The sequence below is a fragment of the Ignicoccus hospitalis KIN4/I genome (assembly GCF_000017945.1).
Classification (GTDB): domain Archaea; phylum Thermoproteota; class Thermoprotei_A; order Sulfolobales; family Ignicoccaceae; genus Ignicoccus; species Ignicoccus hospitalis.
Map to the genome: position 1 here is coordinate 86540 of NC_009776.1, position 21861 is coordinate 108400.

29 protein-coding genes, 1 tRNA gene and 1 CRISPR repeat array are annotated in these 21861 nt (G+C 56.2%); of the genes, 7 read left to right on the plus strand and 23 right to left on the minus strand.

Features of this window, described 5'->3' with window-relative positions; genetic code table 11:
* Positions 1–13 precede the first annotated feature (13 nt).
* A complete protein-coding gene (locus IGNI_RS07695) occupies positions 14–172 on the plus strand; it encodes a hypothetical protein (protein WP_011998127.1) in 159 nt (52 codons plus the stop codon).
* Here the strand turns inward: IGNI_RS07695 and IGNI_RS00490 are convergent.
* On the minus strand, positions 169–783 hold the full coding sequence (locus IGNI_RS00490; RefSeq protein WP_011998128.1) for an RNA ligase partner protein: 615 nt from the start codon (positions 781–783) through the stop codon (positions 169–171). The two genes, IGNI_RS07695 and IGNI_RS00490, sit on opposite strands and share 4 nt — an antisense overlap.
* 63 nt (positions 784–846) lie before the next feature.
* On the opposite strand from IGNI_RS00490, the gene IGNI_RS00495 reads away from it, so the two are divergent.
* A tRNA-Arg gene (locus IGNI_RS00495) sits at positions 847–923 on the plus strand.
* A gap of 8 nt (positions 924–931) precedes the next feature.
* Here the strand turns inward: IGNI_RS00495 and IGNI_RS00500 are convergent.
* Genes IGNI_RS00500 through IGNI_RS00510 form a run of 3 tightly spaced genes read right to left on the minus strand, consistent with a single transcriptional unit; the run spans position 932 to position 2372 of the window.
* Positions 932–1579: a hypothetical protein gene (locus tag IGNI_RS00500; protein ID WP_011998129.1), complete on the minus strand. Its 648-nt coding sequence runs from the start codon at positions 1577–1579 to the stop codon at positions 932–934.
* A gap of 31 nt (positions 1580–1610) precedes the next feature.
* The gene (locus IGNI_RS00505) at positions 1611–2015 is read right to left on the minus strand and encodes a hypothetical protein (RefSeq protein ID WP_011998130.1); all 405 of its coding nucleotides are present in this window, start codon (positions 2013–2015) and stop codon (positions 1611–1613) included.
* A 48-nt stretch (positions 2016–2063) separates the two neighbouring features.
* Positions 2064–2372, minus strand: coding sequence for a ferritin family protein (locus IGNI_RS00510; protein WP_052569737.1), 309 nt, complete (start codon positions 2370–2372; stop codon positions 2064–2066).
* Between the two features lie 100 nt (positions 2373–2472).
* A CRISPR array of direct repeats spans positions 2473–2830; the repeat unit is 26 nt; unit sequence CTTTCTATCCTCTCTTGAGACTCCAC.
* A 344-nt stretch (positions 2831–3174) separates the two neighbouring features.
* Here IGNI_RS00510 and thsA point away from each other — a divergent pair.
* The 3 genes from thsA to IGNI_RS00525 are packed head-to-tail and all read left to right on the plus strand — an operon-like array spanning position 3175 to position 6782.
* Positions 3175–4851, plus strand: coding sequence for a thermosome subunit alpha (gene thsA / locus IGNI_RS00515; protein WP_011998132.1), 1677 nt, complete (start codon positions 3175–3177; stop codon positions 4849–4851).
* Between the two features lie 47 nt (positions 4852–4898).
* Positions 4899–5714, plus strand: a complete 816-nt coding sequence (locus IGNI_RS00520) for an ARMT1-like domain-containing protein (RefSeq protein WP_011998133.1) — start codon at positions 4899–4901, stop codon at positions 5712–5714.
* Between the two features lie 3 nt (positions 5715–5717).
* Positions 5718–6782 (plus strand): glycosyltransferase, encoded by a 1065-nt coding sequence (locus IGNI_RS00525; protein WP_011998134.1) that lies wholly within the window; start codon positions 5718–5720, stop codon positions 6780–6782.
* On the opposite strand, the gene IGNI_RS00530 is transcribed toward IGNI_RS00525, so the two are convergent.
* The 4 genes from IGNI_RS00530 to IGNI_RS00545 form a co-directional block, all read right to left on the minus strand.
* Positions 6764–7177, minus strand: a complete 414-nt coding sequence (locus IGNI_RS00530) for a winged helix-turn-helix transcriptional regulator (RefSeq protein ID WP_011998135.1) — start codon at positions 7175–7177, stop codon at positions 6764–6766. The two genes, IGNI_RS00525 and IGNI_RS00530, sit on opposite strands and share 19 nt — an antisense overlap.
* Positions 7171–8196 (minus strand): M24 family metallopeptidase, encoded by a 1026-nt coding sequence (locus tag IGNI_RS00535; protein WP_011998136.1) that lies wholly within the window; start codon positions 8194–8196, stop codon positions 7171–7173. Before IGNI_RS00535 ends, IGNI_RS00530 begins: the two co-directional genes overlap by 7 nt.
* Before the next feature lie 18 nt (positions 8197–8214).
* Positions 8215–8751: a hypothetical protein gene (locus IGNI_RS00540; RefSeq protein ID WP_011998137.1), complete on the minus strand. Its 537-nt coding sequence runs from the start codon at positions 8749–8751 to the stop codon at positions 8215–8217.
* 70 nt (positions 8752–8821) lie between these two features.
* A complete protein-coding gene (locus tag IGNI_RS00545; RefSeq protein WP_011998138.1) occupies positions 8822–9877 on the minus strand; it encodes a (Fe-S)-binding protein in 1056 nt (351 codons plus the stop codon).
* A gap of 71 nt (positions 9878–9948) precedes the next feature.
* Here IGNI_RS00545 and IGNI_RS00550 point away from each other — a divergent pair, with 71 nt between their 5' ends.
* Entirely contained in the window at positions 9949–10158 is a 210-nt protein-coding gene (locus IGNI_RS00550; protein ID WP_011998139.1) for a 30S ribosomal protein S27e, read from the plus strand.
* Between the two features lie 82 nt (positions 10159–10240).
* Positions 10241–11560, plus strand: a complete 1320-nt coding sequence (thiC, locus tag IGNI_RS00555) for a phosphomethylpyrimidine synthase ThiC (RefSeq protein WP_011998140.1) — start codon at positions 10241–10243, stop codon at positions 11558–11560.
* On the opposite strand, the gene IGNI_RS00560 is transcribed toward thiC, so the two are convergent.
* The 15 genes from IGNI_RS00560 to IGNI_RS00625 are packed head-to-tail and all read right to left on the minus strand — an operon-like array spanning position 11542 to position 21860.
* Entirely contained in the window at positions 11542–12666 is a 1125-nt protein-coding gene (locus IGNI_RS00560) for a DUF763 domain-containing protein (protein ID WP_011998141.1), read from the minus strand. The two genes, thiC and IGNI_RS00560, sit on opposite strands and share 19 nt — an antisense overlap.
* Positions 12666–13424 carry a phosphate ABC transporter ATP-binding protein PstB gene (pstB, locus tag IGNI_RS00565; protein ID WP_011998142.1) on the minus strand — a complete coding sequence of 253 codons (759 nt, stop codon included), beginning with the start codon at positions 13422–13424 and terminating at the stop codon, positions 12666–12668. Before pstB ends, IGNI_RS00560 begins: the two co-directional genes overlap by 1 nt.
* Complete coding sequence (locus tag IGNI_RS00570; protein ID WP_011998143.1) at positions 13414–14253, minus strand: PstA family ABC transporter permease; 840 nt, start codon at positions 14251–14253, stop codon at positions 13414–13416. The genes pstB and IGNI_RS00570 overlap by 11 nt, the downstream gene beginning before the upstream one ends.
* Positions 14246–15199: a phosphate ABC transporter permease subunit PstC gene (pstC, locus tag IGNI_RS00575; RefSeq protein WP_187145973.1), complete on the minus strand. Its 954-nt coding sequence runs from the start codon at positions 15197–15199 to the stop codon at positions 14246–14248. Before pstC ends, IGNI_RS00570 begins: the two co-directional genes overlap by 8 nt.
* Before the next feature lie 31 nt (positions 15200–15230).
* The gene (locus IGNI_RS00580; RefSeq protein WP_011998145.1) at positions 15231–15818 is read right to left on the minus strand and encodes a site-2 protease family protein; all 588 of its coding nucleotides are present in this window, start codon (positions 15816–15818) and stop codon (positions 15231–15233) included.
* 2 nt (positions 15819–15820) lie between these two features.
* Positions 15821–16156, minus strand: a complete 336-nt coding sequence (gene metG / locus IGNI_RS00585; RefSeq protein ID WP_011998146.1) for a methionine--tRNA ligase subunit beta — start codon at positions 16154–16156, stop codon at positions 15821–15823.
* A 36-nt stretch (positions 16157–16192) separates the two neighbouring features.
* A complete protein-coding gene (locus tag IGNI_RS00590; RefSeq protein WP_011998147.1) occupies positions 16193–17173 on the minus strand; it encodes a histone deacetylase family protein in 981 nt (326 codons plus the stop codon).
* A gap of 10 nt (positions 17174–17183) precedes the next feature.
* Positions 17184–18065 carry a TIM barrel protein gene (locus IGNI_RS00595; protein WP_011998148.1) on the minus strand — a complete coding sequence of 294 codons (882 nt, stop codon included), beginning with the start codon at positions 18063–18065 and terminating at the stop codon, positions 17184–17186.
* A gap of 32 nt (positions 18066–18097) precedes the next feature.
* The gene (locus IGNI_RS00600) at positions 18098–18391 is read right to left on the minus strand and encodes a hypothetical protein (protein WP_011998149.1); all 294 of its coding nucleotides are present in this window, start codon (positions 18389–18391) and stop codon (positions 18098–18100) included.
* Positions 18378–19178, minus strand: coding sequence for a hypothetical protein (locus IGNI_RS00605; RefSeq protein WP_011998150.1), 801 nt, complete (start codon positions 19176–19178; stop codon positions 18378–18380). The genes IGNI_RS00600 and IGNI_RS00605 overlap by 14 nt, the downstream gene beginning before the upstream one ends.
* Positions 19175–19747, minus strand: a complete 573-nt coding sequence (locus tag IGNI_RS00610) for a ThiF family adenylyltransferase (RefSeq protein WP_052569744.1) — start codon at positions 19745–19747, stop codon at positions 19175–19177. Before IGNI_RS00610 ends, IGNI_RS00605 begins: the two co-directional genes overlap by 4 nt.
* Positions 19680–20039, minus strand: a complete 360-nt coding sequence (locus tag IGNI_RS07620) for a hypothetical protein (protein ID WP_011998152.1) — start codon at positions 20037–20039, stop codon at positions 19680–19682. The genes IGNI_RS00610 and IGNI_RS07620 overlap by 68 nt, the downstream gene beginning before the upstream one ends.
* Positions 19939–20724 carry a hypothetical protein gene (locus IGNI_RS00615; RefSeq protein WP_011998153.1) on the minus strand — a complete coding sequence of 262 codons (786 nt, stop codon included), beginning with the start codon at positions 20722–20724 and terminating at the stop codon, positions 19939–19941. The genes IGNI_RS07620 and IGNI_RS00615 overlap by 101 nt, the downstream gene beginning before the upstream one ends.
* On the minus strand, positions 20714–21529 hold the full coding sequence (locus IGNI_RS00620) for a metal ABC transporter ATP-binding protein (protein ID WP_052569747.1): 816 nt from the start codon (positions 21527–21529) through the stop codon (positions 20714–20716). The genes IGNI_RS00615 and IGNI_RS00620 overlap by 11 nt, the downstream gene beginning before the upstream one ends.
* Complete coding sequence (locus tag IGNI_RS00625) at positions 21483–21860, minus strand: hypothetical protein (RefSeq protein ID WP_187145974.1); 378 nt, start codon at positions 21858–21860, stop codon at positions 21483–21485. The genes IGNI_RS00620 and IGNI_RS00625 overlap by 47 nt, the downstream gene beginning before the upstream one ends.
* Position 21861 lies beyond the last annotated feature (1 nt).

A 21861-nucleotide genomic window follows, 5' to 3' on the forward strand; every position in this document is an offset into this window, starting at 1 on the left:
CGGGGAACGCCGGGTGAGGGTGAAGTCCTTCGAGGGCTTCCCGGTGGAGGCGGAAGGGGTCGAGGACCCCGAGATGGTGGCGGCAGTGTTGGGGGAAATAGGAGAGTTGATGAAGAAGCTGAACATTAAGGTAGTAAAGCTCGACGGCGAGATGGTAGTTGGTGAGGGCTAGCCGTGCCTTTTGATTAAATTTAGGTACTCCTCTATCGTTTTGACGAACGTCAGGGGGTCGATACAGCTGACCCCTAGCTTCGACGCCAGCTTGCATAAGCCTTCGTCGTTCGTAACTAGGACCGCCCCGAGCTCTAGGGCCAGTATCGCCGCTTCTAAGTCGGCCACGGAGTCCAATAGTCCCTTACGCGTGGCCTCGCGGTACTTCTCCCTCAAGTTGCGGATGTGTTCGCCTATCTCCCCGCCTTCCATGGCCCTTCGAGTGCTCTCCTCTGCCACCCTGAGGCCCTTGTCCAACCTCCTCTTCACCTCTGCGACGTACTCCAAGAAGACCCTCGCCGGTATCTTGGCCTCCGTCTGACTTACGTCCTTTACAAGTATCCAAACTCCGAGCTTACTTATTATTTCCGACGGACACATAGATCTCTCCAAGAACCCTTTAATTTCTTTCATCACGCTTGGAGTGGTGTAGAACGAAAAGCCCAACTTGAGTTTGGCCAACGCCATCAATTCCAGATACTTTTCGACGACCTCCCACAACTCGTTGACGCCGAACAGCTGTCTCAGTCTGGGGTCGGTAACCGCGCTGGTGTCTATCACGAATTTTATCAAGAGTCTTGCCCGTCGCGAGGCGTACGTGAGAAGCTATTTAGTTGGGCCTCCCCCCAGCGCCCGGCCCCCGTAGCTCAGCCAGGAAGAGCGCGGGCCTTCGGAGCCCGTGGTCGCGGGTTCAAATCCCGCCGGGGGCGCCACTCGAAAGCTATATCTCTACTAAGAACTTCCCGAGCAGCGTGCTCACCAAAGCGAAGGTTATCGATGACATCAAGAAGGGCGCGTTCGGCGACCCCCTGAGGGCGTCCACAGCTTGCGGGAGGGTTGAGAACAAGAAGGGGGCGGAGAGGGCGGCCAACGCTACGGAAGAGAGCAAGGTACCCGCGTCTGTGTATATTATCATAAACGATACCAGAGCCCCCAAGGAGGCCATGTACAAGCTTAAGCTGAGTAAGTATACCAGGTAGCCTTGAGTCAAGAAGACCTCTGAGGAGAAGAAACTGGTTAGTATAGTAAAGACGAGGTTGAAGGGGAGTAAAAACAAGAAGAGGGAAGTTATCTTGGAGGCCACCGTCAACTCGGGGGGAACTGGCGCCAGCTTTAACGCGTATATAGTTCCCCTTTCGGCCTCCCTCAACACTAATACGAAGCCCAAAACTGTAGTTATTATCAAGCTGACCGCTTGTTGGGCTATTACCACCAAAAAGGGAGCGTCGTAGGGGCGGACCGAGCCGGGACCGGAGATGGCGTAGGACGTTGGCAACGCTAAGGCCGCAGTTAAGGAAAGGAGGGCCACGAGTTCGTGTTTCTTCCTCATCTCCTCTTTAATGTCCTTTACGACCAGTGTGGTGAACAAATTTGACCCCTACAAAAAACTGGGGAGACGTTTAGGAGTTAACCGCGGGCTGCTCGTAGGCGCTGTGACATCCCTTCAATATTTCCTCTACATGCAATACTTTGCCGTCCCAGTAGCCCTTGACGACCATCTCGCCGTTGGTTATGATAACTTGGCTCAGGGGACCGTACTTCTTCTCTATGTAGCTCACGGGAACGTCGGCCTCTATCGTGCTGCCGTCCTTGCCCTTAAGGTATAACACTAGGAGCTGCCTGTCCGGAGTCACGGTCCACTTCACGACGTCGCCCCTTACCAAGTAAGTGCCCGGCCTCGACTTCACCAAGTCGGACACGTCCGTGTAAGAGCTGCTGGCTCCTGCGTAGAAGCCTACGACGGCGAAAAGCGCTAATAGAGAGACGGACATTAGCAAGTACCTTACGTTAGGTTTAGTCTTCAACGCTTAGGCCCGCGTGCGCTTCGGAAGCAGCCTTAATGGGTTTGTCTCTTACGGGATGCTCTTGGGCACGACGCCTACTTCCTCTTCTACTTCTTTGTACCCTTTGGCGATCATCTCCTTAAGCTCTTCGTCGTACTCCAGCAACATCGCGAGGAACTCGCCTACGTGTTCCTTTTCCTCACGCGCTACGTTGAGGAAAACTTTCTTTACGCGTTCGTCTTCGATAGCTTCCGCCAGTTGTTCGTAGAAGTTTATCGCGTCTAGCTCGGCTATGATTCCCCAGCGAAGGGCTTGGGCCACTTCTACCTTCTTAAACTTTCTATCTTTAGGGATCTTGAGGGGGTTTTCGCCTAACATAGGATTCGCCGAAATCATGAATTAGTTCTCGGAGTTTAAAGTGGATAGGTAAAAAGCGTACTTAGTTCTGGTCCAACGGAAACGCCTTGAGCGATGAGGACTTTTCATCCTCTTTTGAGACTCCACAGGTACCACCCGGTCGATCGATGAGAGGAGGCGTGGCAGCCTTTCTATCCTCTCTTGAGACTCCACGCTGTACCAATACTGGGGCGCGTTGTGTGTGCCACACGAACCCTTTCTATCCTCTCTTGAGACTCCACTCTGCACCTCCCTCACGTCCTCGTAGACGTGGTCGACTTTCTATCCTCTCTTGAGACTCCACAAAAAGGTATTCGCGATGAGCGTGGGAGCCGAGATCATCTTTCTATCCTCTCTTGAGACTCCACGGTTCTACAAGCGAGAGACTCACCTGGTACTACATTACCTTGTTAGCTTTCTATCCTCTCTTGAGACTCCACCGAGCCCTTCCATATAAAGCCCCAAGGTCTTTCCCTTAAAAGAATTGCGTTCTACCGAGAGTTTACAATTCCCCAAGCTTTTCCCTTTATTCGAGAAAAATTTCCTCTCCCCTTCCCTTCATGATCTTCAGCGTTCCCATGAAAAGATATAAGGGGGTCTGAGAGAGTGAATAGTAATGGTGCGCTCTCGAACATAGGATGTTCCCATGTGAGTGAAGGTGAAAGAGGCAATGATTAAATACAAAAGTTTGGCGATTTGTAATGCTGAGAGGCTAAGGGGCCAGCATGGTGGCGAAAAACTTATATAGAACCGGTTCCACCACACCCCACGGTGGGTGAGCGCGATGGCGGCCGGTGTACCGGTTCTGATACTCAAGGAGGGCGCCACCAGGACCTACGGCAGGGAGGCTCTGAGGAGCAACATACTAGCCGCTAGGATAATTGCCGAAGCGTTGAAGACCAGCTTGGGTCCCAGAGGAATGGACAAGATGATAGTTGACGCCTTCGGAGACATCACTGTAACCAACGACGGTGTAACCATACTCAAGGAGATGGACGTCCAGCACCCTGCCGCCAAGTTGATCGTGGAGACCGCCAAGGCTCAAGATGCGGAGGTGGGCGACGGCACTACCAGCGTCGTCGTCTTGGCCGGCAGCTTGCTGGAAAAGGCCGAGCCCCTGCTCGACCAGAACATCCACCCCAGCATAATAATCGAAGGATACAAGAAGGCGATGGAGAAGGCTCTAGAGGAGCTCAGCAACATAGCCGTTAAGATAAACCCCAAGGACAAGGAGTATATGAGGAAGCTAGTATACACCACCCTCAGCAGCAAGTTCGTCGGCCAGGAGGCCGAGGAGATAAGGAACAAGCTGCTAGACATGATAATCGAGGCCGCCTACACCGTGGCCGTCGAGCAGCCTGACGGCACTCTGAGGATGAGCCTCGACGACATAAAGATAGAAAAGAAGAAGGGCGGAAGCTTGCTCGACAGCCAGCTGGTAAAGGGCATAGTGCTGGACAAGGAAGTGGTCCACCCGGGCATGCCGAAGAGGGTGGAGAACGCGAAGATACTGGTCCTCGACGCCCCGCTGGAGGTCGAGAAGCCCGACATAACTGCCAAGATAAACATAACTGACCCCAGGCAGATAGAGGCGTTCTTGGAGGAGCAGACCAAGATACTCAAGGAGATGGTAGACAAGATCGCCGAGACCGGCGCCAACGTAGTGATAACTCAGAAGGGCATCGACGACGTCGCCGCTCACTTCTTGGCGAAGAAGGGCATAATGGCCGTTAGGAGGGTGAAGAGGAGCGACATAGAGAAGGTGGCCAAGGCTACCGGAGCCAAGGTGGTGACCAGCATAAAGGACGTGAGCCCCGAGGTGTTGGGCGAGGCCAAGCTAGTGGAGGAGAGGAGGGTAGGCAAGGACAAGATGGTCTTCATCGAGGGCGCCAAGAACCCGAGGGCGGTCACCATACTGCTGAGGGGTGCCAGCGACATGGCGCTGGACGAGGCTGAGAGGAACATAACCGACGCTCTCCACGTGCTGAGGAACATATTCATGAAGCCCATGATAGTGGGCGGCGGAGGGGCGGTGGAGGTAGAGCTCGCCGAGCGCTTGAGGAAGTTCGCTTCCACCGTGGGCGGCAAGGAGCAGCTGGCGATAGAGGCTTACGCCGAGGCACTCGAAGAGATACCGGTAGTGTTGGCCGACACCGCGGGTATGGACACCCTCGAAGCGCTCATGGAACTGAGGAAGCTCCACAGGGAAGGCAAGATCTGGGCTGGCGTCAACGTAGTCGAGGGCAAGATAGAGGAGGACATGACCAAGCTCGGAGTAGTGGAGCCGGTGAGGGTGAGGGAGCAAGTGCTCAAGAGCGCCACCGAGGCAGCTAACGCCTTGCTGAAGATCGACGACGTGATTGCGGCCGCCCCGCCGAAGGAGGGCAAGAAGGGCAAGAAGGAAGAGGGCGGAGAGGAGGAAGAGGAAGGCGGCTCCAGCAAGTTCGGAAGCGAGTTCTAAGGCCTTTTTTAGTTTCTCGCTCTCCCGCGCCCCGGAGCTCGAACTTGATGAAGTGGAGAGAAGAGTGCGTCCGGTGCCTGCTCGACGCCCGCATTTACGATTCCTTTAAGGGCGGCGCCACCGACAAGGAGCTCCAGTTCATCCTGAGTGCCACGGTAGGTTCCATGCAACTCCCGAAGAGTAAGGCCTTCCGCTTCTCGTGGAAGGCCTTAAAGTCCGTCGTAGGTAACGTGTATGCTCTAGAAAAGAAGAGGCTCCTCGAAGAAACGCTCTCAAGGGAGCTCAAGGTACCTCAAACGTTCGAGGAGGCCCTCCGCATGGCGACGTTGGGCAACTTGTACGACACCGCGGTAGGCGGGGAGTACAGGCTAGGGAAGGTGAAGTACGGGACCTTGGTGACGGAGGGCGCGGAAGTGCTCCTCAACCCGGCCGGCACCTTGGTATACGCGGTGGACAACCTCCCGGAGCTGCCTTACGACATAATGGTTGCCAAGTACTTCAAGTACATGGGGTGGGACGTAATACTGGTGGCCCGGGAAGAAGATTACGAGATAGACGCCACCTACCCCGAGCTGGCGGAGGTGGCCCAGCTTCTGGGCTGGGACGGCAAGCTAGACTCCTTGCCCGGGGACTGCACGATCTTCGACCCTTGTGAAGACGCCAAGAGGCTGAGGAGGGAGTCCGACCTAGTGTTCGCCAAGGGCTTGCTCAACGCGGACGCTTACGTTGATTACAAGCCCTCCGAGCCGGCGGTGCTGGCTTACGCGGCCAAGTGTAAGCCGTTGGCCGAGGCTGTGGGGGCGGAGATAGGCGACGGTGTGGTGGTTTTAGGAGAAGTGCTCTTGAGGTCCTTTAGGAGGTGAACTTTGAGAGTAGCTATAGTGAGCTCCTACCCTCCCATGCCTTGCGGCATCGGAATATACTCCCGCGACTTGGCGCGCGCGCTGGCGAAGCGAGGCCACGAGGTCGTCGTTATCGCTACCGAGTACGCAGACGCCCCGCGGGAGGAAGGCGACAACCCCCGAGTCTTGAGGGCTTGGACCCGCGGAGGGGAGAGGTTCCACTACCAGATCTTGGAGGCGCTCGAGAGGGAGGGCCCCTTCGACGTCATAGAGTTTCAATACGAGTACGGCTTGTGGCCGGTAATTCCTCTGGACTCCAGGGGGATCTGGCTGCTGAGGAACGCCAAGGCTTACGGTTCGGTGGTCGCTACTCTCCACACCGTCCGCTTCTCCCCGGACCCATGGTGGAGGAGGCTGCACGAGGAGCTGCTAAAGACCAGCGACGCTATAATAGTACACCACTTCATGATGGAAAACGCCTTGTATAGGATGTTAGGCAAACTGAAGAAGACCTTTATCGTCCCCCACGGTAGCGCCTCCTTACCGGGGGAGAAGAGGGAACTGGGCTACGAGAGGCCCGTCTACTTGCTCTACGGCCTATTGAGGAAGGACAAGGGGCTGGAGGTGGCGGTTAAGGCCTATGAACTCGTGGGCAAGGGGACCTTGCTGTTGGCAGGCAAGCCCCTCTCCGAAGCAGACGAGGAGTTGGTCAAGAGGGCGGAGGAGCTGGGGGCGGCGCGCGTTCAAGGCTTCTTGAGCGACGAGCTGTTAGGAACCCTCATAAAGTCTTCAGATTTCGTCTTGCTGCCCTACGAAGACTTGCCGAACGACTTCGGGGTCTCGGGTGCCTTCCACACGACCGTAGCTACCGGAGGGTACCCGCTGTGCTCGAGGGTCCAGAGGTTGGCGGAGTGCTGGGAGAGGGCGCCGGAGCTGACCTTCAGGCCGGGAGACGAGGCTGCCTTGGCAGCCCTCATGAAGGCCCCCAAGCTCCCGGACGCTTGGGGGAGGCTCCAGAGCTTCGCCCGTCAGACCTCTTGGGACAACGTCGCCAAGCTCAGGGAGAGGATCTACTCCTTGTTAATGTAGACAGCTATTAAGAACGGCGTCAATGCGTAGACCACCTTCTTACCCTTTTCAGTCAAGACGTAAGCGCCCCTCTTGCCCTCCACCTCTACCTTCTCAACCAAGCCCAACTCCCGAAGCTCCTTCAACTTGTCCGAAAGCACTCTGGAAGATATTCCCAACGTGTTCTTGAGCTCGTTAAAGCTCATTTCCCTCTTGAGCGCTAACGCATAGAGGATCTCCGGTATCCACTTCGCCGACACCGCGCTTACGAAGGGCCTTATCTCCTCTATTCTCTTCTTGACCTCGTTTAGGTCTATGTCCTCCTTTTGTAAGCTTTCGTCTATGCTCTCGAGCTCCGACAAGCAGCGTTTGACCAGCTCTAACACTTCGCGCGCGGGGCCCTCGGCCCTTACCACCACATCACCGGTGTGGAATTCAGCACTATAGGATTATAATCCACGTAAACGAGCTGTTCCACCCTGACCCCGCCTTGACCCTTGAAGTATACCCCCGGCTCCACGGTGACCACTGCCCCCTTGGACACTACGTCCTCCGAGGAGGGCGAGAGGAACGGAGGCTCGTGTATGTCCGCCCCCACCCCGTGGCCCAAGCCGTGGACGAAGGCCTTCTCGAAGCCGTACTCCGCCAGCACCTCTCGCGCGGCCGCGTCGACGTCCTTGCCCCTCGCCCCGGGCTTCAAGGCCTTAAGCGCGGCGTTAACCGCTTCCAGCACCGCGTGGTACCAAGAGGCGTAGGGCTCCTTGTCCGGTACGTAGGTTCTCGTTATGTCGCTCCGGAACCCTCCGTAAACGGCCCCGAAGTCGAAGAGCGCCACGCTCCCGAAGCTGAGCTGGGCCTCGCCGGGGACAGCGTGGGGCTTGGAGGAGTTGGGCCCGAAGGCCACTATCGTGGGGAACGCGAACTCTTGCGCCCCGAACTCCCTCATGTGGGCCTCCAAGGCGCCCGCGGCGGCCAGCTCGGTTGTGCCCTCTTCTAACTCCTTCCAAGTCTCTAGGAAGGCCCTCTCCGCTATTTCCAGAGCCTTCTTTATTCTCGATAGTTCCTCCTCGTCCTTACTCATCCTAGCCCTCCTGACGGTCTTGGACGCGTCCCCTGCGCCGAGTTCAGTCATCAAGGTTATTGCAGTTCTGAAGTTGAGGTAGGAGAGGTCGGCGAAGAAGGGTCCATTGCACAGCTCGAGGGCCTTCTTCCACAGGGCCCCTCTCGGCCCCTTCACCACGTTTAGCCAGTCCACGACCTCTAGGGCCCTTTCATACTCCAGCTCCGGGACGATCAAGTAGTCTTCGTCCTTCCCCATTAGGACTATGCCCGCGTCGAAGCCGGTCAGCCAGCGCACGTTAGAAGGGTGGAGGATGAGGGTGCAATCTAAAAACAGCTCCCTCTTGCGGGAGTAACTCCTTTTCGAGGAGGCCACCCGAGCGGGTGAAGGAACTTAAGCTTTAGAACCTTCCTCGGAGGCGACCGCCAAGCTCTCCTCGAGCCTCTTCTGCGCTATCAGCTGAGCCTCCTTCAGTATCTTCTCAGCCTCGTGGTCCAAGAAGACGTCCACGTAAGCGCCTCCCACCAGCTCCTCCTCCGCGAGCTCGTCAACGGTCTCTATCAAGTCGTTCATCTCTTCCTCTATCTCCGGTAGTAGCCTCCTCACCGGCGCCGCGAGCGCCTTTATCTCGTTCACCACCGGCTTGAGCGCGGCGCCCGCGTCGCCTAACATCAGCACGCTCTGGAGCTTCAGCTCGGTGTGCTCCAGCTTGACGTCCAGCGCCGCTATGCTCTCTACGAACTTCCTCAGCTTCGCCACCTCGCTGGCGTAGACCTTAGCTCTGAGCTCGTCGCCGTTCTTCTGCGCTTCGACGAGCTTTTCCATCAGTTCCCTTTCCTTCGCCTTAGCTTTATACAAGTAGGCCTCCAGCCTCCTCCGAGTTCGGTGGGTCTTCCTTAAGGCCTCCACTACCTTAACCCTCAGGCCCACTGGGACTCCCCGGTGAACCGTTAGAGGGGACGCGAGGTTACCGGAGGGACGTCTCAGTAAGATAACAATATTACGGAGGGGGGAGGGGCTTGCCCATCGACCAAGCCACTAAGTACCCTATTCTGTGCACTCGGAAACCGCCCCTCAGCAGCAAGGAGTAGGTCAAGAGCATCGACTTACACTTCGCGCAAGCCGTCGCTACTATTTCTACTCCCTTGAACTGTTCGACCTTCTTCCGGCCCACCGCCTCCACGGCCCTCCTCTTCCACGCCTCCGAGAGCGAAACCCCTCCGCCGCCCCCGCAGCAGAGTTGGTCTCGCCCTCCCGGCTCCCTCTCCTCGTAGTTCTCACTAATGATCTTCAATATCTTCCTCGGGGGTTCGGTCAAGAAGTTGTAACGCGAGAGCCCGCACGGGTCATGGTAGGAGGTCTTCCACGGGACCTTCCTAACCACGTGCCTCGGCCTCAACTTCTTTGAAATCAAATTTACTGCCATCTCTACCCTCAAGTCGTGTTTTATCTTTAAGTAACTCGTGACCCTCGGCCAGACCTTGTAGTCCGCGCCGCACTCGCTCAGTAGGAGCCCCTTGACCCCCAACGCCTTTGCTACTTTTATTATCTTAATTGCCTTCTTTTTGAAGTACTGGGGATCAGCATAATCGAAGTAGAAGTTTCCGAAGCCCTCCGGAACCTCGGTAGATAAGGTGAAGTCTACCCCGAGCTCCCTCAACGTCCATAGGAGCGCGAGGAAGTCGTTCCGCGAGGTGGGTAAGGGGTCGAAGCCCCCGGGGAGGACGAGCCACTCCGCCCTCTCGTCCAGAGGGAAGCCCTTCAGCGCGCCCCAATCCATCTTGATCCCGAAGGTAGAACCCTTCTCCTCTACCCTTTCCCTCAACTTCTTTAGGTCGTTAGGTATTAACCCCTTAACCTTCCTCTCGAACGTTGCCTTATGAGTAGGCACTTTCAGCGGGCACCCCAAGACGCAGTTGCCGCACATGGTACAGCTCTCTACGGCCTCCCTAATCCCCAAGTTCCTCTGCGAGGGTTTGAAGACCGGGTACCAAGGGCACCGCGAGGCGCACAGGTCGCAGGCTACGCAAGAGTTGGAGAGGAGCTCGTATAACATTTCCCGTCGGTCAGCCGTCCGCTCAAACCATTATAACTGTAAGCCGGAACTCCGGCCCCGGGGACGAGAGGGTGCCGCGTAAGAGGAAGCTCTACAAGATACTGACGCCGGAGCCCAGGTCCAAGTTCTTGAAGGTTAGGTGTCCCACGTGTCACAACGAACAGATAGTGTTCAGCCACGCGACCTACCCGGCCACCTGCCTCATGTGCGGGACCCCCTTGGTCAGGCCCAGGGGAGGGAAGGCTGAAATACTGGGAGAGATCGTCAGGATACTCGACTGAACGCGTTTTTTGTTTACCGCTTGCATAGCCCTACCCTAATATTTAATACCCAATGGTCTGTGTGGACTAAAGGTCCCACGCCATGACTATCTACAAAGACGCACGCAACGGGAGGATCACAGAAGAGATGAAGAAGATTGCCGAAGTGGAGGGGGTAGACCCGGAGTTCGTGAGGAGGGGTCTAGCGGCGGGGCGAATAGTGCTCCTTAGGAACCTCAAGAGGGCTGACAGAGTAAAGACCGTGGCCGTTGGGGAGGGAATGTTAACCAAAGTCAACGCTAACATAGGCACGAGCAACACTCTAATAGACGTAAATATGGAGGTCGAGAAGGCGAAGATAGCTAAGAAGTACGGAGCGGACACAGTGATGGACCTGTCCACCGGCGGGAACTTGGACGTCATAAGGAGGAAGATCATGGAAGCGGCCGAACCCCTCCCCCTGGGCACAGTACCCATATACCAAGCCTTCATGGACGTGGCTACTCGCAAGGGAGCGGGACTCTACATGACTGAGGACGACATACTGAACACTATAGAGAAGCACCTTAAGGACGGAGTAGACTTCATGACCCTTCACGCCGCCTTGACGAGGGATCTGGCGGCGAAGGCCGTTAAGAGCGACCGAGCGGAGCCCATAGTGAGCAGAGGGGGCTCGATACTAGCTGCTTGGATGCTCGAACACGGGAAGGAGAACCCGCTCCTCTCTAACTTCGACTACATCCTAGAGATGTTTAAGGAGTACGACGCGGTCATCAGCTTGGGCGACAGCCTGAGGCCCGGCGCCCTCGAGGACGCCCACGACGAGTACCACTTGAGCGAGCTCATGGTAAACGCGAGGCTGGTGAAGAGGGCTCGAGAGGCCGGGGTACAAGTTATGCTGGAGGGGCCGGGCCACGTGCCCTTGGACAGGGTGGTGGCTGACGTAAAGCTCGCGAAGAGGCTTACTGAGGGCGCGCCCTATTACATCCTTGGCCCCCTCGTAACCGACATAGCTGCCGGCTACGACCACATAGCGGGCGCGATCGGAGGGGCCATAGCTGCGGCCCACGGAGCGGACTTCTTGTGTTACGTGACCCCCGCGGAGCACTTGAACTTGCCCAACCCAGAACAAGTTAGGGAAGGCGTGATAGCCTTCAGAATAGCCGCCCACGCGGCCGACATAGTGAAGTACCCGGACAGGGCGATGAAGGTTGACATAGAGATGGGGAGGTGCAGAGGGAGGCTGGACTGGGAGTGTATGATAAGGCTCTCCCTCGACCCGGACAAGGCGAGGGAGATAAGGAACCAGTACGGCCCTACCTCCATAAAGAGCTGCAACATGTGCGGAAGCTTATGCGTCTTCCTGCTGTTGGACAAGTGGAGGAGGAAGAAGGACGAAGAGCTTCACGCCCCCCTCGCGTGAAGGTTTTCCACCATCTCGCTTAACCTCCTTAAGGCTCGGAGCCTCTCCTTCTCCCCCACCTTAGCCCTCGCCACTACCTCTTCCAATATCTTGATCACCTCGTCCGCGGTCTTAACGTCGTACGGGTACGGGACCCCGTCCTTCCCCCCTACGGCGTAAGAGTACAAGAACGGGTCCAGGGGCACGGTCACGGGGTCTTCGAAGGAGGGCGCGGCGCCGTATATGAGGTGGCTTATGAGCGCCAAGGCCCTCATGACCTTGGGCCCGGCCCCGGGGGCCACTAGCAGCTCTTCCCTCCTCTTGGGGCGAAACTCGTAGAGGTCCGCCAAAGCCCTCTCCAACTGAGGGCTGGGCCTGACCGGGTAGTAGAACTTCAGCTGGGGCCCCCTCAGTACCTCTCCCCTCAAGTTCCTCTGCCCCTTCAACGCAGCCGTGGCGGACTTGAGTAACGATAGGACCCTCTTAGGCCCCTCATCAATTATATCTAAGGATATATCAATGGTTTTTATGGACGCTTTGGAAGTCAAGTCCAGCGCCTCCCCCCTCCTCCCCGCCACCGCGGAGTGCGGGACCTCCCAAGGGGCGTTGAGGTGGTTTAGCTGGTACCTCCGGGCCAGCGCGAGCTCCTCGTTCATCCCTTGCTGGACCACGGTCCAAGCGCGCTCGCTCACGATCAAGGAGTGAATGTAGACTTCGTAGCCGTCTTGTAGCAAGGCCGAGTCCAGCCTGGCTGAGGCCTTGGAAACCCTCCTCAGCTCCTCCGGGTCAACGTTTAACCTCTTGGCGGCGACCTCTGCCTCCTCCTTAACCTTTAACATTTTCTTACCCTTACCGCCTAAGACCAAGAAGCCGAGGTCCTCCTTCCAACTGATCTCTTTGAGTACGCCGAGAACTACCGTAGTCGATCCGGAGGAGTCCCAGTCCATCCCTATGACGTTGTTGAACGCTTGGAACCAGAAAGGGTCTGAGAGCCTATATACGAGCTCGTCGGGACCCCACTCCTCTACCATAACTTCCACTATAGCTTTAGCTAACCCCTTCATCCTAACTAGGAGGTGGGGAGGGACCTTGCCCCCGTGGAGGGGGAGTTCGCTCCACGAGACCATTACACCTTCCCCAACACGTACTTTTCCGTCAACGGGTTCTTGGGCCTAGTAAATATCTCGGAAGTGGGCCCGACCTCCACCAGCTCCCCGTTGTAGATGAAGGCCACGTAGTCGCTTATCCTTGCGGCTTGTTGGGGGTTGTGAGTTACTATTATTATTGTAAAGTCCTTCTTCAGCTCTACGATGTTTTCCTCTATCTTTTTCGTGGATACCACGTCCAGCGCGGAGGTAGGCTCGTCCATGAGTAGGACTTTAGGCTTCAGGGCTATGGCTCTTGCTATGCAGAGCCTCTGCTGTTGGCCTCCGGACAGCGCGTGAGCCTTCTTCTTCAAGTCGTCTTTCACCTCGTCCCACAAGTACGCCTTCTTCAAGGCCCACTCCACGCGTTCCCTCAGCTCTTCCTTGCTCTTTACCAGCTTGTGCAGCCTCAGCCCTATGGCGACGTTGTCGAATATACTCATGTGAGGAAACGGGTTGGGCCTCTGGAAGACCATTCCTACGATCTTCCTGAGCTCGTGAGGAGGCATCTTGTTGACGTCTGTCCCGTTAACGTATATCTTCCCAGTAACCTTCACTTGGGGGTACAAGTCCCACAGCTTGTTTATTGCCCTTAAGAGCGTGCTCTTTCCGGATCCCGAAGGCCCCATTATGGCGAATATCGTGTTCTTCGGGACCTCCAAGTTTATGTTCCGTAACACAGTCTTGCCATTTATGGTTACGCTCAAGTTCTCTATCTTGACCATGGTTTCAGAACTCATGCCTCTTCACCACTAATTTACTCAATATTATTAGAGGAAGGACTATGAGGAACACCAAAACGAAGGAGGCCGCCCAGCTCATCTCCAACCATAAGTCTTGGGAGCTGAAGCCGAACTTGTATATGAGGACGCTGAGCGTGGAGACCGGCTCGAACGGGTCCAGAGTCACCTTGTCGTTCCAACCGGCGGTGAACAGCAAGGGCGCGGCCTCCCCAGCTCCCTTGGCCAGCGCCATGAGTACCCCCGAGACTACCCCCGGCAACACGAGCCCTCTGATGACTTTAAACAGCACAGTGGTGTACTTGAGTCCTAAGGCCAGCCCGCCCTCCTTTATCAGCCTCGGCACCTTCCGGTAGCTCTCTGCCGTATACAAGGCTATATAGGGAATCATGATCAGGGAGAGCGCTAGGGCCCCGGCTATCGCTGAGAAAGAGCCCGTAGGCACGACTAGCGTCCAGTAGATAGCGACGCCCGCGGTTATGGTGGGCACTTCCACCAAAGTGGAAGCCAAGTTCTCTACGAGCCTTCCCAGACGGGTGTTTCCGAACTCGGATATCACTATTCCGGCCAAAAAGCCCAATGGGAAGGAGATGAGCAACGCCATTCCAACAATCATCAATGTCCCGATTATAGCTGGCGCGATCCCCACCTCTACCTCTTCGAAGAGGAAGATCGGGGGCGGGATGTCTTTTAGGAATATGTCGGTGCCGTACTTCGCTATGACCGCGGCCCCGTTAACCGCTATGGAGCCGAGTATCCATATTAGCACGCCCAAGGCGCTCAAGCTTATTACATATATTAGCGCTATCCAGATCGCGCCCCTACGCAACTATCTCAGCCTCCGTAAGGGCCCTTCCCAACTTCCTCCCCAAGGCGAGTATAATGCTCCCCAGAAAGATCAGGATTAAGACGAGGGCGGTTAACGCCTTGACGTGGGCGGGATTCATCATGGCCTCTTCGAATTCGTTGGCCACCAGCGAGGTTATCGTGGCTCCTCTGCACAACAAGCAAGGCTTGAAAGGCTCTATTGAGTTACCTATTAACATGGTAACGGCCATGGTCTCTCCCATGGAGCGTCCGGCCGCTATCACCACTCCGGCTAGTATGGAGGACTTAATGTAACCTAGGTTTATCCTTATCACGTCCCACTTGGTGCCCCCGAGGGCGTAAACGGCCTCTACTAATTCCCTAGGAATCATTTCGTAGGAGTTCCTAATTATTGCCGAGGCGTAGGGGGTTATCATTAGCGACAGCACTAGGATGGCCGTCATGAAGCACTGGGGGCTTATCGCGCTGGTCGAGAAAAGCGCGCCCAGCGCCGGCACCCACGAAAGCCCTGCCAGGACCGGGTACGCCGTGTTTGCTAGGAGAGGACCGAAGATGATGAGACCCCAGTAACCGTAGATCACGCTGGGTATTGCCGCTATTAAGTCTATCAAAGTTCCGAAGAAAGTTTTCGCCTTGGGAGGCACCAGCTCCGTCACGAAGACAGCTAACGCTACTGCCAGCGGGGTAGCTAACGCCGTGGACCAGAACGTGACCCACAGCGTGCCCAAGATGAACTGTAGGCTGCCGAACTCCCCGTCGTAAGGGGACCAGTTCATAGACGTTATGATCTCTAGGCCGTGTTCGAGTATAAAGTCATAGCTGTTGGAGAGGAGGGGGACCACTAGGAGAAGCAGCGGGACCAGCACTCCGAAAAGGCCTAGGGCTGCTACCACCTTCAGCGTCCTTTCCTTTATCATAAACCTTCGGGGGACCCTACGGTTGGGCAAAATAAAGCTTTTCTATAAGCTAATCCATACGTTAGAGCACGAAAGTGAAAACCACAGAGACGGAGAACAGCGCCAGCCACAGCGCTAAGTTATACCTCATGACCTTTGCACCGTCCAACGGGTCCAAGGGCAACAAGTTGAACAGCGCTAAGAACCAGTTAACGTTGGAAACTATCAGCAGGCCCCAAGCGCCGGTGAGGTAGAACAGTGCTTGTGATACCAGCGCCACCGCAATGTTGGCGAGGGGGCCTGCAGCGGCTATCAAGCCCTCGGCCCTCTTGTTGCGGTAGGCGCAAGCGAACGTTACGGCCCCCGGGGCGGCGAAGACGAAAGAGCCTTTGCTTATTAGAGCCAAGAACAGGGCTATCGCGAGCCCCGTAGGCCACAGCACGTACTCCGCCCGACAGCCCATCCTCTTGGCCGTTTCCCTGTGCGCCAGTTCGTGGAAGATGAAGCCCGTCGCGACCGCCAGGGCGACCCACGCCAACAGCTGCCAGAAGCCGAACAGCAAGTACCTTATTCCGAAAGCTATAGTCAACACGGCCCATGAGATCAAGAGTGCCGGTGCCCCGTACATAAACTTTATGTACTTAGGGTTCGAAGGGAACCAAACGTACATGCTCAGAACACCTTCGTTCCGGGCCTTACGGGCTCTTGGGGGACCACGAACACGGGCTTGCTCCCCTCGTCCTCTTGGGCCATCAGTACCATCCCTTCAGACACCAGACCGGCCATCTTCTTGGGCTCCAAGTTAGCGACGACCACGACGTAACGGCCTACGAGCTCCTCGGGTCTGTACCACTTCTTTATCCCGCTGAGTATCTGTTTCTTCCCTAGGGGCCCTAGATCGACTATTAGTTTTATCAGCTTCCTCGACTCGGGCACGTCCTCTGCCTCTATCACCTTGCCGACCCTTAAGTCTACCTTACTAAAGGTGTTAAAGTCTACGGTCTCCACGACGTCACACCCTAGGGGCTTCTCGACCCGCGGGCTTTAGAACCAACTAACGTTTTCTTCGAAGTAACGGAGGACCTCCTCTACCCTTTCTAACGCTTCGGGCGGGGAGGGCGTAGGCTCCTCCTCTATCCTAAACCCCAGCTCGCTCAGCATCGGAACCACTGCCCCTTCCCCGTAACCCCCTCCTCCAGCGCCCGCTACGGGGACCTCTATACTTCTCAGAAATTCCCCTATCTTGTAATAGGTGTTAGCGGTTAGGTTCAGGGCTCCGCCCAAGGGGTCCTTCCAGTAGCCGTCGACGCCCATTTGGGCGACCACGAAGTCCGGCTCGAAGTTCTCAATGGCCCTCTTCACAATTAGGTCTATTACCATTGCGTACGCCTCGTCACCGGACCTCGGGGGAAGGGGCACGTTGAGGGAATAGCCCTTGCCTTCGCCGGCGCCGAGCTCCGCGTACCAGCCCGTCCCGGGGTAGAAGCCGGGGTAGTACATGTGTACGCTCACGGTGAGGACGTCTGACCTTTCGTAGAATATCTCTTGGGTGCCGTCCCCGTGGTGAACGTCGAAGTCCAAGTAGGCTACCCGATAGCCCTTCCTAGCCAAGGCCTCCGCCAAGACCGCTACGTCGTTGGCCGGACAGAAGCCGGCCGCCCTGCACTTGCCGGCGTGGTGTAAGCCTCCGTATGGGGTGTAGCCGAACCCTTGCTCCTCCGCGAGCTCAGCCGCCCTCAACACCCCTCCCAAGACGTCCACGAGCGTCGAGGCGGAGCCAGGGTAGATGTAGGTGTCCCCGTAGTCTATGACGCCTCCGATGGAGTCTAACTCCATTATCCTCTCTATTAAGCTCCTACAGTGCACCAGCTCGAAGAGTTCTAAGGAGGCCTCCTCCGGGGGGACTAGCTCTACCTTACCGCTTACGACCTCTTTGAACTTCTTCATCCTGGCAGTCCACTCGCGAACTATTGAAGGGGGCGCGAAGAAGTGTTTCGTGAAGCTCTCGCTCCAGACGACCTTCATAGCGCTCCCCTCACTTGATGTAAGAAGTGGCCCTCCCCATGACTTCGCAGTAGAGCTTCACGGTATCTCTGTACTTGAGCTGCCACGGGCCGGTGTATATCAAGTGCGCCTCCAGGCCCGAGCCGGCGTAGTAGAGGTCTCTGGTTAGGAACAAGGCCAGCGCCTCCGCCAAGGGCTCGAGGCTGGGGTAGCCCTTCCCGAGGGGTACCCTCTTCTTCATTATAAAAGTTCTAAACCTGAAGGATATTATCTGACTAAACCTGAGGCTGAAGTACTTGTTGGTCATTCTCTTTAACTTGTTGAATATGGACAACCAGAAGTCAACGGTGGCTTGCTTGTCCGCGAGGGTCAAGTCCCCGTGGGCGTAAGCCCTAGTTTCCCTCATGAAGTCGTTCTCCAGCTGGGCGGAGGGTATGACCCTCTCGTCCCCTATCATTTCGATTATCTCTCTTATTTCGTCCAAGCTCCCTAGGAACCTCTCGGTGTATGTGGTCTCCAAGGAAACGTATATCGAGGGGACTTCGTTGAGTATAGCTTTGACTACGTCCACGACCGGTTCGTAGTCGTAAGGAACTCCCCTCACCTTTGGGCCTAGGTGCATGTTGAAGATCTTGGCCCCGGCGACGCTGGCCTTCTTGGCCGCTTGCACCATAGCCCGCTTCACCTTCTCGTGGGTGTACTTGTCGTGATTTACCAAGCTGTAGTACGGAGCGTGTGCCGTGACCAAGTGGAAGTACTTGGAGGAGAGCTCTCTATACTTGATAAAGTGCTCTTCCGTGTAGTACCTTCTGGAGAACTCGGCCGGGGGTATTTCGGTGAGCCTCATCCCAGTCAAGGACGCGCTCTCCAGTTTGGTCAACCCGTTGTAGGTTCCCCAGTCGAATAAGGCCACGGAGGTTCCCCAAGGAGGGAACCCGGGAAAGCTTAATCAGATGACGTTCTAACCAACTCCAACTTCTCCTTAACTTTGTCCGCCAACTCGTCGAGGTCCTCGGCAAAGGCGTATAGACCGTAGGGAACCAAAAAGGCTGAGGAGCACGTGAACGCGGGAGGGAGCTTGTGGAAGGGGACCACTTTCGCGAAATATCCCTTCAAACCCTCCTTGATAACGATTGTGTACAGCTCTTCGCCCTTCTTGTAGTAACACGCGACGCAGTCGCCCAAGTCCTCGCACTTCACCTCGAGACCCTTAGACCTCAAAGCGTTAGCCTCCCTCAAGGCCCCTCACCGTGTACGCCTCTACCCAGCCGTCCCCCCTGCCGAGCGCTATTATGTGGCCCTTCCACGCGACGGAAAAGAGCGTCAGCTGACACTCCTCAGAGAAGTAGAACGTCTTGCGGAGCACCACTTTTCCGGTAGCAGCTTCGACCACGTTGAGCCTCCCCTCGTAAACCTCCGGGTAAGCCAAGTACTTGCAGTCGTCCGAGAAGTCCGGCTCTCCGGCCCAGTTGGCGGGGGCGGTCCACAGCGACTCGGTCCCGTTGAACACCGTGACGGAGGACGCGTTGGTCAAGGCTAGCAAGCTCCCGCAAGCGGAGCCGGCCGCGCCCCCGGCCCTCAGTTCCGCGAGCACCCCACCGTCGTTGAGATCTATTATGTAAGTAGAGTTGTCCGAAGAGGCGAAGAGGACCGTGCCGTTGGTCCCGAGCCAGTTACAGCTTATGGGCAGGGTCCACCTAGGGGTAACGAGCTTCCCGTCCCTCGTACAAGCCGCTACGCCGTTCTTGAGGGGCAGGACGTAAGTGCAGTTACAGTCTAACTTCCGGACGTCTTTCCCCTCAACTAAGTAGACTCCATCACTCCCTAGGAAGGCGTACTTCCCGAAGGCGTAGGAGGCCCGCAATATCTGGCCCCCGGGGCAGCCCTTTAGCGCTACCGCCCCGTCTGTCCAGTTCAGCAAGTAAAAGCAGTGTGCGAAGGTGGCTACTCCCAACAAGGGCCCCGGCGCCAAGGAGCTGACCAGCCAGCCCCCCTCGAAGGACCACAGCAGCAACAACTCTATCAAGATTTCTTCCACCAAAATTCGAACTTGTAAGGAGTTATCAAAAGCATTTTTCCTTCGAGGACCGAACTGCCCCGGGACAAGTACTCTAGGGCCTCCCTCGCGGCTACCGAGGCTACCAGGGTTACCATCGTCACCTCTTGGGGCCCCACGTGTTTACCTTCCCTCATTATGTCCCTTAATTTTAAATTATCATTGGTCATGAGCAAGATACCCAAGCCCGGCCTGACCATCGCGTGGAGCGTCTTGTACTTCTCTTCTACTCTTATCCTGCTCGGTATGTTATCGGTTAAGGCTAGTGCTAAGGGGGCCTCCGGGAGGTCGTCTATGACGTCTTCTACCGCGCTCGGGACCGCCTCTGCCCTCGCCCCCAAGGCCTCTAGCTTCTTCTTTAAGGCGAATACCTTCCTTTTCCCTACGTCCTCAGGGAAGTAGGCTTGCGTGTACAAGTTCTTCTCCTCTATCACGTCCGGGTCTACCAATACGAACTCCTTCCATCCTCCCTTAGCCATCATTATCGAGGTCCAGCTTCCCAGCCCTCCACAGCCTACTATAACGACGGGCCTCCTCAAGGTACCACCTTACGTACTTCTTCAAGGATTTTTTAGTAACTTCGTCGAGCTTCTCCCTCCAGTTGGGCAAGCAGTACTTGCATACCCTCATACCGGGCTGAACCTCTTCGCTACATTCTCTACAGACTAACCGCCCGCACACGTAACACCTGGACACGGAGAGCCTCTTCCCGCAGACTTCGCACCTCCCCCTAAGGCACGCGGGACAGACGGGGGAGTGCCTTTCGCAGACCGGTCGCCCGCAGACCTCGCACCTCGCGACCGCTGAGGAGTCGCAGAAGTAACACTTCACCGGCCCTTACCGCCACAGCGGAGGCCGCGCAAGCTAAAGGAGCGGCGACGACGCTCGAGAGCGCTAGCGACGTAACGAAAAATATGACAGCGGCCTTGGGCGTTTCCCTAACTCCCACGGCGGAGAGGGCTACCACGTGCGCTAACAAGAACCCCAGACTCAAGGTCAGCGAAAAGCCGTCGATTATTGAAGTAACTACCAAGAGGCCTATCCACAGCGCGGGCCTCATGTTCTTAAGGGCAGCGAACTCTGGGTCGAATATAGAGTAGATGACGTTCTTCCGAAACGCCACAAGTACAGATGTCAAGGTGACCGTTATAACGCTTAGGTATAACATGTTGGGGTCTACGAACAAGAACCCCGTAAGGAGCGACTGCGCGTATTCATACACCTCGTAACTCAAGTACGGAATCATGAGGGTAGTGACGGTATACGCTATCGCCTTCAAGTAGAGGATCTGGCGCCCCCTACTCTTCCACAGGGCGGCTGCGACCGGAATTGTCGCAAAGATTAAGAACGTGGCGTCTGCCCTTCCTAGGAAGTATAAGGAGAGTATTGTGGCGGCCAAGGCGAAGTCCGAGGAAGCGGGCACGAGGAATGACGCTTTTAGGTACTTCAGGTACTTGCCTACGTAGGATGTAGTCGCAAAAAGGACAGAGTTCAATAAGATAAAGCTAACGTCCATGTTGATCACCTATCAGCGGTATGCAGAGTCTTCCTTGCACGAGCACCGGGACCTCTACCCCGTAGGTTTTCAACAAGTTCTCTTTAGTGAATATCTTTAAAGGCTCGCCCACGGCTATTAGCTTCTTATTCAATAACGCTACCCTCTTTACGTCGTTTGCGATAGGTGTGATGTCGTGAGTTACTAGAATTATAGTAGTCCCCTCATCATTATACTTCTTCAAGAGTCGGGCGACGGTCCTTGAGCTCTGCGCGTCGAGCGCGGAGAAGGGTTCGTCCAAGAGCAAGAGCTCGGGTTTAGAGACTATGGCTCTCGCTATCAGCACCCTCTGCTTTTGTCCTCCGGACAGCTCCCTATAGGTCTTGTATGCTACGTCCACAAGACCTACTTCCTCTAAAGCTTTCAAGGCTTTGTCCATGAGGGCTTCCTCCCTCTGTGGCCTCATGCCCTCTATGAGGCCCATCATCACTACGTCTATCGCCCTTAAGGGGACCTCGTCGTTGACGTTCTCCCTCTGCGGGACGTAGCCGATCTTCTTCGCAATTTCGCTCCTCTGCTTGTAGGGGTCCTTTCCAAAAACTCTGACGCTTCCCCTCACTAGGGGGGCCAAGCCTAGGATTGTTTTCAAGAGCGTGCTCTTCCCGGCCCCGTTAGGCCCCATGATCGCTAGGAAGTCCCCCTTGGGTACGTCTAGCGTCACCCCTTCGAGCGCGTACGTGTCTCCGTACTTCACCCAGACGTCCTTCAGCTCTACTACGTTAGAGTAAGTCGTCGTAGCCGCGGAGCTTGTTCTTAAGCTTACCAAAGGCCCTCTCCTCCTCTTCCACTTCCTTTAAGAACGCGTCCTCCTTCTCCTCTTCTTTCCTCAGGGCCCACGCGCAGCGGCCGTCGGGCAACAAGTACTTCTTCTCACAGTACGCGTATTGGCACCTATATCCTATGCACTTATCGCCTACGAGGCGGCACGTTACTACGGTGATCACTTTCCCTCTTTGGTACTTCTTTGTGAACATGAGGGCGTTCTGGGAGCACCGGAAGAAGGGACACGCCGGGTTGCACTTGTCGCCCAGAGGCTTCGGCTTGAGGTCTCTACGCCCCTTGCCGCCCCTCCTTACTCCGTCCCTCAACTTAAGCACC